The sequence below is a fragment of the Streptomyces globisporus genome, assembly GCF_003501885.1.
Classification (GTDB): domain Bacteria; phylum Actinomycetota; class Actinomycetes; order Streptomycetales; family Streptomycetaceae; genus Streptomyces; species Streptomyces globisporus_D.
In genome coordinates this window covers 1-8,691 of record NZ_QWFA01000232.1, presented here as the reverse complement: position 1 = coordinate 8,691, position 8,691 = coordinate 1, and the positions used below count along the sequence as shown (strand labels likewise).

6 protein-coding genes are annotated in these 8,691 nt (G+C 71.4%); 1 reads left to right on the top strand and 5 read right to left on the bottom strand.

Annotation, left to right across the window (positions count from 1 at the left end; translation table 11 throughout):
- Positions 1-198 precede the first annotated feature (198 nt).
- On the top strand, positions 199-1,365 hold the full coding sequence (locus D3105_RS30070; protein WP_118906074.1) for an alkaline phosphatase PhoX: 1,167 nt from the start codon (positions 199-201) through the stop codon (positions 1,363-1,365).
- A 67-nt stretch (positions 1,366-1,432) separates the two neighbouring features.
- On the opposite strand, the gene D3105_RS30065 is transcribed toward D3105_RS30070, so the two are convergent.
- The 5 genes from D3105_RS30065 to D3105_RS30045 all read right to left on the bottom strand — a co-directional run bounded on the left by D3105_RS30065 (position 1,433) and on the right by D3105_RS30045 (position 8,655).
- Positions 1,433-1,837 (bottom strand): VOC family protein, encoded by a 405-nt coding sequence (locus D3105_RS30065; protein WP_118906072.1) that lies wholly within the window; start codon positions 1,835-1,837, stop codon positions 1,433-1,435.
- 130 nt (positions 1,838-1,967) lie between these two features.
- Complete coding sequence (locus D3105_RS30060; RefSeq protein WP_240647075.1) at positions 1,968-2,849, bottom strand: ArsR/SmtB family transcription factor; 882 nt, start codon at positions 2,847-2,849, stop codon at positions 1,968-1,970.
- A gap of 858 nt (positions 2,850-3,707) precedes the next feature.
- Positions 3,708-6,419, bottom strand: a complete 2,712-nt coding sequence (gene ppdK / locus D3105_RS30055; protein WP_093806528.1) for a pyruvate, phosphate dikinase — start codon at positions 6,417-6,419, stop codon at positions 3,708-3,710.
- A 365-nt stretch (positions 6,420-6,784) separates the two neighbouring features.
- Positions 6,785-7,462: an HAD family hydrolase gene (locus D3105_RS30050; RefSeq protein WP_118906070.1), complete on the bottom strand. Its 678-nt coding sequence runs from the start codon at positions 7,460-7,462 to the stop codon at positions 6,785-6,787.
- On the bottom strand, positions 7,459-8,655 hold the full coding sequence (locus D3105_RS30045; protein ID WP_240647074.1) for an ABC transporter ATP-binding protein: 1,197 nt from the start codon (positions 8,653-8,655) through the stop codon (positions 7,459-7,461). The genes D3105_RS30050 and D3105_RS30045 overlap by 4 nt, the downstream gene beginning before the upstream one ends.
- Positions 8,656-8,691: the final 36 nt, after the last annotated feature.

Below are 8,691 nucleotides of genomic sequence, written 5' to 3'. Positions count from 1 at the left end.
TCCGACTCCCGGCCCGGGGCCCGGGGGCGGGGGGCGCGGCCCGGCCCCGGCCCGGGAGTCGGAGGGGTGGCCTGCGCAACTCCTCCGCCGCCCGTTCATCTCCACTTGACGTTCCGTCAACTCCGCACTCCTACAGTCCTGACGCGCGACCCGCCGGTCCGTCCGGAGCGGCGGGCCACACTCATGCGTGGAGTGATCGTGGAACGTCGGAACTTCTTGCGCACCGCGGTGATCGGCAGCTCGGCGGCGGCCTTCGGCGGCACCCTGTGGCGGGGCGCCGCCTTCGCCGACCCGGCCCAGCCGGCCACCGGCCCGTACGGCGCGCTCCAGGCGGCCAACGGGGACGGGATCCAACTGCCGAGCGGCTTCACCAGCCGCGTGATCGCCCGCTCCGGGCAGACCGTGCCCGGCACCTCCTACCGCTGGCACAGCGCGCCCGACGGCGGCGCGACGTACGCCGACGGCTCGGGCTGGATCTACGTCTCCAACGCCGAGGTGTCCCCGAGCAGCGGGGGCGGGGCGAGCGCTGTGCGGTTCAACTCCTCGGGGACGGTGACCTCCGCGTACCGGATCCTGGGCAACACGAACAACAACTGCGCGGGCGGAGCCACCCCGTGGAAGACCTGGCTCTCCTGCGAGGAGGTCACCCGGGGGTACGTCTACGAGACCGACCCGTGGGGCGTGAACGCGGCGGTGCGGCGCCCGGCGATGGGCCGCTTCAAGCACGAGGCGGCGGCGGCCGACCCGGACCACGGCTACATCTATCTCACCGAGGACGAGAGCGACGGCCGCTTCTACCGCTTCCGGCCCACGACCTGGGGGAATCTGTCGAGCGGCACGCTTCAGGTGCTGGTCGCGGGCACGGGCACGTCCGGCCCGGTGAGCTGGGCGAACGTACCGGATCCGGCCGCCTCCTCCACGCAGACGCGGCACCAGGTGTCCGGCTCGAAGGTGTTCAACGGCGGCGAGGGCTGCTTCTACGCGGCGGGCACCTGCTGGTTCACCACCAAGGGCGACAACCGGGTGTGGGCGTACGACGCCACCACCTCGTCGATCTCGCTCGCCTACGACGACTCCCTGGTGACGGGCGGCTCCGCCCCGCTGACCGGGGTGGACAACGTCACCCGGTCCGGGTCCGGCGACCTCTACATCGCGGAGGACGGCGGGAACATGGAGATCTGCCTGATCACGCCGGACGACACGGTGGCCCCGTTCCTTCGGATCACCGGCCAGTCCGGTTCGGAGATCACCGGACCCGCGTTCTCGCCGGACGGCAGCCGCCTCTACTTCTCGTCGCAGCGCGGGACGAGCGGCAGCTCGTCCGGCGGCATCACGTACGAGGTGAAGGGGCCGTTCCGCGGCTGACGCGGACGCCCGCGTGCGCCGGGGCTCCCCCGTGCCCCCGGCGCACGCCCTTGCGGGCCGGGCCCGCTCAGCCCTGGGCGGCGGCCTCGTCCATCCACATGACCTCCCAGATGTGGTGGTCGGGGTCCTGGAACGAGCGGCCGTACATGAAGCCCATGTCCTGCGTCTCGCCCGCCGGGAACCCGCCGGAGGCCAGCGCCGCGTCGGCGATCTCGTCGACCTTCTCGCGGCTGTCGGCGCTGAGGGCGAGGATGACCTCGGTCGCCGTCGAGGCGTCGACGACGTCCTTCTTGGTGAACTCCTTGAAGCGCTCCTCCGTCATCAGCATCGCGAAGATCGTGTCGCTGATCACCAGACACGCGGTCCTGTCGTCGCTGAACGCCGGGTTGGTCGTGAATCCGAGCTTCCCGAAGAAGCCCACCGTCGTCTCCAGGTTCTTCACCGGCAGGTTCACGAAGATCATCTGAGCCATGGTCGCTTCCTCTTCCTCTGTCCCGTGGCGCCCGCGGTGTTCCGTCCGGCGCTTTCGATGGTTAGACGGCGGGGCCGCGCAGAACTCATCGTCGTCGGCAGGGAAATTTTCCGGGGCGCCTGGCGGCACCCTAGTGGAGGGTGAGCGGGGCTCCGCCGCGCAGCAGGGAGCCGCCGAGCGGCGTCAGCGTGTGGAGGACCGAGCTGCCGTGGCGCAGCGTCAGGACGAGGCCCGCCTCGCGCAGCACGGAGGCGTGCTGGCTCGCGGAGGCCAGCGACACCCCGGCCCTGCGGGCGAGTTCGCTGGTGGTGCAGCCCGTCCCTATCGAGGAGAGGACGGCCGAGCGGGTGTGCCCGACGAGCCGGCCGAGCCAGGGGCCCGGCTCGGCGAAGACCGGGGCGCCGGGGTTGGCCACCGGATAGACGAGGACCGGCGGGAGCGAGGGGTCCCGGTAGACGACCGGCGTGCCCCGGCAGAAGAAGGATGGCTGGAGCAGCAGCCCGCGCCCGTCGAGATACAGATCGCGGTCGAAGGGGTAGTCGGCCTCCAGCACGGGTGAGCGCCACCGGATCATCGGCGGCAGGGTGGCCAGCAACTCGTCCGTGCCGCCGTCCAGCAGGGCCCGGCCGCGCACGGCCCGGTCCGCCTCGACACTGGCCCGGATGTGCGGCCAGTAGGGCTCGACGGCCGCCTGGTGGTAGCTGCGGAGCGCGCCGATGAGCCGGGTGAGCGGTTCGGCGCGGCCCTCCATGAGCGCGGCGGGCAGCGCCGCGCCGGCCCGCCCCGCCCCGGCGGCCCGCTGACCGACCGGCCGGTCTGTCCACTGCCGCGTCCGGCCGGCGGCCAGCAGCTCCAGCTCCTCGTGGACGCGGTCGGCGGGGGTGTCGCGCAGGGCCTCGGTGCCGGTGTCGAGTCCGAAGGGTTCGGCGCCCTCTTGGGAGGGCGTCAGGAAATCCGGGAAATAGCCGCGGGGCGGAACGACCGCCGCCAGCAGCTGTGCTTCACCATTCAACCGCGCCCGGGATTCCGTACGCCATTTCCCGAACACCGTCGAAGCACGCCGGTCCCTGAGCCGGTGAAAACTCAGAACGGTTTCCCACAAGGCGTCCGGTCTCGTGGCCATCCGCACCCGCGAAAGGTCCAGCCTGGACACATGGATCCGCAGCACTACTCCCCCACCTGTTGCATCCGCAATTGCCCCCACCGAAGGGTATGCGGACCGTCACAGGAGGTCACCACGGGGTTTCGGCCAGAAGTGAAAGGCCTCGCCCCGTTCCGCTTCACCGATGAGGCTGTACGACGTCGGGTACGCATCCGGTGCCCACCGGATGAGCACGTGAAGGCCGTGGGGGGCTTTGTGTGTTCGGCGGCGGTGGGCGACGGTGCGGCTCCGTACCCGACGGGGGTAAGCCGGGTGCGGTCCATGGGTGGGGATCCATGGACCGCACCCCGGTCCGGCTCCCGGCCGTCACCCGAATTTCTTTGCGCATTAAACGAAGCAATGTGCTCTGCGCCACATTCTTCGCGCTCCATTCGGTGCGCACTCCTGACGGCTTCTCCGTATCGCCGGTCATTTCCGCGCACGCCCCTCCCGTACCGCCGGTCACATCCGGCCCCGGCGGCCCCCTTACCGCCGGTCACTTCCGGGCGGCGCAAAGCGAAGCGGCGGCACCCCCGCACAGGGTGCCGCCGCTTCCGGGTGCTCCGGGACCGCCGCCGGGCCGGTGCGCCCGGTGAGGGCCGGGCTCGGCTTCCGGGGCGGTCCCGGAGGGGCAGGCCGCTCGGCGGCCTTGGTCGGTGGGCAGGGCTGTTCGTGCAGCCCTGCCCCTGAGGTCCGGGGTGTTCGTGCACCCCGGACCGTGAGTCCGGGTCAGCGGCTGTCGCTGCCCCGGGACTCGGCTGCGGCCCGGCCCGCCTCCAGGCGGGCTACGGGGATGCGGAACGGCGAGCAGGAGACGTAGTCCAGGCCCACCTCGTGGAAGAAGTGCACCGACTCCGGGTCTCCGCCGTGCTCACCGCAGACGCCGAGCTTGAGGTCCGGGCGGGTGGCCCGGCCGGCCTCGACGGCGCTGCGGACCAGCGAGCCGACGCCGTCCTTGTCGATCGTCTCGAACGGGGAGACCCCGAAGATGCCCTTCTCCAGGTACGCGGTGAAGAACGAGGCCTCCACGTCGTCGCGGGAGAAGCCCCACACCGTCTGGGTCAGGTCGTTCGTGCCGAAGGAGAAGAACTGCGCGGCCTCGGCGATCTGGCCCGCCGTCAGCGCGGCGCGCGGCAGCTCGATCATGGTGCCGATGGTCAGCTTGAGGTCGGTGCCGGTGGCGGCCTGGACCTCCTCGATGACCCGGTCGGCCTCCTCGCGGACGATCTCCAGCTCCTGGACCGTGCCGACGAGCGGGATCATGATCTCGGCGCGTGGGTCGCCCTTGGCGTTCTTGCGGTGGGCGGCGGCCTCGGCGATCGCCCGGACCTGCATGGCGAACAGACCGGGGATGACCAGACCGAGGCGCACGCCGCGCAGGCCCAGCATCGGGTTCTGCTCGTGCAGCTTGTGCACGGCCTGGAGGAGCCGCAGGTCGTTCTCGTTGGCGTCCTTGCGGGACTCGGCGAGCGCGACGCGCACCGACAGCTCGGTGATGTCGGGCAGGAACTCGTGCAGCGGCGGGTCCAGGAGGCGGACCGTGACGGGCAGCCCGTCCATCGACTCGAACAGCTCGATGAAGTCGGCCTTCTGGAGCGGCAGCAGCGCGGCCAGAGCGGTCTCGCGCTCCTCGTCGGTGTCCGCGAGGATCAGCTTCTCGACCATCTCGCGGCGCTCGCCGAGGAACATGTGCTCGGTGCGGCACAGGCCGATGCCCTGGGCGCCGAAGCGGCGGGCCCGCAGGGCGTCCTCGGCGTTGTCGGCGTTGGCCCGTACGCGCAGCCGGCGTACCCGGTCCGCGTACGCCATGATCCGGTGCACGGCGGCGACCAGCTCGTCGGCGTCGTCGGCGCCCGCGTGCATGCGGCCCTCGAAGTACTCGACGACCGGGGAGGGCACGACGGGGACCTCGCCCCGGTAGACCTTGCCGGTGGAGCCGTCGATCGAGACGAGGTCGCCCTCCTCGATCACGGTGCCGCCGACCGTCATCCGGCGGCGCTTGGTGTCGACCTCCAGGTCCTCGGCGCCGCAGACACAGGTCTTGCCCATGCCGCGCGCCACGACCGCCGCGTGCGAGGTCTTGCCGCCGCGCGAGGTGAGGATGCCCTCGGCGGCGATCATGCCTTCGAGGTCGTCGGGGTTGGTCTCGCGGCGGATCAGGATGACCTTCTCGCCGGAGCGGGACCACTTGATCGCGGTGTACGAGTCGAAGACCGCCTTGCCGACGGCGGCGCCCGGCGATGCGGCGATGCCCCGGCCGAGCAGCTCGGTCTTCGCCTCGATGTCGAAGCGCGGGAACATCAGCTGGGCGAGCTGGGCGCCGTTGACCCGCTGGAGGGCCTCGGCCTCGTCGATCAGACCCTGGTCCACCAGCTGGGTGGCGATGCGGAAGGCGGCGCCCGCGGTGCGCTTGCCGACCCGGGTCTGGAGCATCCAGAGCTGGCCGCGCTCGATGGTGAACTCGATGTCGCAGAGATCCTTGTAGTGGTTCTCCAGGGTCTCCATGATCTGCATGAGCTGGTCGTACGACTTCTTGTCGATCGACTCCAGATCGGCGAGCGGCACCGTGTTGCGGATACCGGCGACGACGTCCTCGCCCTGCGCGTTCTGGAGGTAATCGCCGTAGACGCCCTGGTGGCCGCTGGCCGGGTCGCGGGTGAAGGCGACGCCCGTACCGGAGTCGGGGCCCAGGTTGCCGAAGACCATCGAGCAGACGTTGACGGCCGTGCCGAGGTCGCCGGGGATGCGCTCCTGGCGGCGGTAGAGCTTGGCCCGGTCGGTGTTCCACGAGTCGAAGACCGCGTTTATGGCGAGGTCCATCTGCTCGCGCGCGTCCTGCGGGAACTCGCGTCCGGCCTCGGACTCGACGATCTTCTTGAACTGCTTGACCAGCTTCTTCAGGTCGGCCGCGGCGAGGTCGGTGTCGACCGTGACCTTCTTCGCGTGCTTGGCGGCCTCCAGGGCCTCCTCGAAGAGCTCGCCGTCGACCCCGAGGACGGTCTTGCCGAACATCTGGATGAGGCGGCGGTAGGAGTCCCAGGCGAAGCGCTCGTCACCGGACTGGGTGGCGAGACCGGCCACCGAGGCGTCGGAGAGACCGATGTTCAGGACCGTGTCCATCATGCCCGGCATGGAGAACTTGGCGCCGGAGCGGACGGAGACGAGCAGCGGGTCGTCGGCCTGGCCGAGCTGCTTGCCCATGCGCTCTTCCAGCGCCTTGAGGTGCGCACTCACCTCGTCGCGCAGCGCGGTCGGCGCGTCGCCGCTCTCCAGGTAGACCTTGCAGGCCTCGGTGGTGATCGTGAAGCCCGGAGGGACGGGCAACCCGAGGTTGGTCATCTCGGCGAGGTTGGCGCCCTTGCCGCCCAGAAGATCCTTCAGATCCTTGTTGCCCTCGGTGAAGTCGTAGACGAACTTCTGGGGATCTTTGTTTTCCGACACGGGTCTCGACTCCTCGAGGACGCGGTGGCTGCCCTGACGGCGAGGAACATACCCAGATCGAAGGTGTATGGGTACGTCCACTTGGTCGTCATGCGGCCGCAACCACCCGTCCGCCAGCAGATCGAAAGGGTCGCCCGGCCGGAGCGCAGGAATCCTTGCCTTCACCTCCCGAAGGCAGCATGGCCGAAACTTGACCATAGCCGCTCACCTGAGCGGGGCACGGAGCAGGTGAGTCCACTTCTCGAAGGCAAGAGGGTGGCACTGAGTGCCACGTCTTCCAGAAGTGCAGCCAGTCGCTTTTCGCTCATCTGAGCGCAACCCCGATCAAGGGTGGCGTGAATCACGCCCGATTCGGACCCCGGATTTCAGGATCCGGACGCCTCGGGACGCCTCAGGCAGTCGCTGAGCATCCCGAGATCCACCTCTTCCAGGCTACGGGCGAAGGTCCTCCCCCGCGCGGGATCGACCGGCAGCAGCGAGGGCACCACCAGCACGGCACACCCCGCGGCATGCGCGGACGCCGTGCCGTCCGGGGAGTCCTCGACGGCCACGCAGGCCGAGGCCGGGACCCCGAACCGGGTTGCCGCCGCCATGTACGGATCGGGGTGCGGCTTGGTCCGTACGGTGTCGTCGGCCGAGAGAGTGAAGGCGAAGGGCGCCTCGGCCAGCGACCCGGCCACGACCGCGTCCACCACGCTGCGGGGCGAGGCGCTGACGAGGGCGAACGGCACCCGGTGCCGCTCAAGTGCGGCCAGCAGGGCGGCGGCCCCGGGGCGCAGCGGGGCGCCCGCATCGACCTTGCGATGGAAGGAACCGGTCAGCTCGGCGGCGACCTCGGGCAGTTCGGCCGCCGCCCCGCCCGTCACCGCGATCAGATGAGCGGCGGTGTCCGCGACGGCCCGGCCGACGACTTCCGGCGCGTCCGCGTCGGTGAGCCGGTGGCCGAGTCCGGCGGCGACCTCGTGGGCCGTCTCCCACCAGAGCATCTCGGTGTCGACGAGGGTGCCGTCCATGTCGAACAGCACAGCGGCGGGCGCGCTCATGCCGTCGCCGCCTTCCCGGCCCGCTCGTCCGTCACGGGGACGCCGGGGGCGGCGGGGCCTGCCGGGACGACGAGCACCGGACGCGGTACGGGCGTGACCCGGGCCCGTACGCCGGGCAGCAGGTCGACGGCGTCCCGGGACGACAGGTCGGCCTTGACCGCGACGCCGTCCGGGAGGTCGAGCAGGACCCGGGTGACCGAGCCGAGGAACGACGCGGAGACGACGGCGGCGGTGCCCTCGGCGTCGGCCTCGACGCGGACGCCCTCGGGCCGGATCAGCACGTCGACGGGCCCGCTGCCCGCCGGGACCTCGCCGTCGGCCGGCAGCACGGGCAGGGTGCAGTCGGCGACCTCGACCGAACCGGTGCCGGTCAGCCGGCCCGGCAGCCGGTTCATGGTGCCGACGAACTCGGCGACGAACGCGGTGGCGGGACGTTCGTACAGTTCGGCCGGGGGCGCGCACTGCTCCAGGCGGCCCGCGTTGAGGACGGCGACCCGGTCGGCCATGGAGAGGGCCTCCTCCTGGTCGTGGGTGACGAAGATCGTGGTGATCCCGAGCGCGAGCTGAAGGCGGCGGATCTCCTCGCGCAGGGTGAGCCGGACCTTGGCATCGAGTGCCGAGAGCGGCTCGTCCAGGAGCAGCACCCGGGGGCGGAGGGCGAGCGCGCGGGCCAGGGCGACGCGCTGCTGCTGGCCGCCGGACATCTGGTGCGGGAAGCGGCCGCCGTGGTCGGGCAGTCCGACCAGGTCGAGGAGTTCGGCGGCGGTGGCGTGCCGCTCGGCGGCGGACACCTTCCGTACGCGGAGCCCGAAGGCCACGTTGTCGCGGGCGTTCAGGTGCGGGAAGAGGCTGTAGGACTGGAAGACCATTCCGGCATCGCGCCGGTTGGCGGGGACGCGGGTGATGTCCTCGCCGTCGACCAGGACCTCGCCGGAGTCCGGCTGCTCGAACCCGGCGAGCACCCGGAGCGCGGTGGTCTTGCCGCAGCCGGAGGGGCCGAGGAGGGCGAGCAGTTCACCGGGTTCGGCGGTGAGGTCGAGCCCGTCGAGGGCGACGGTCGCGCCGAACGCCCGGCGCAGCGAGCGGAACTCCACCCGGGCTCCGGCGGTGGCGGGCGGTGCTCCTCCGGCGGGCCGGGCCGCGTCGGGGCGGCGGACGGCTGCGGCGGTGGGCGGGACGGGCAGGGCTGACATGGGCGGCTACTCCTTGCCGGGTACGGGGGTGGGGGC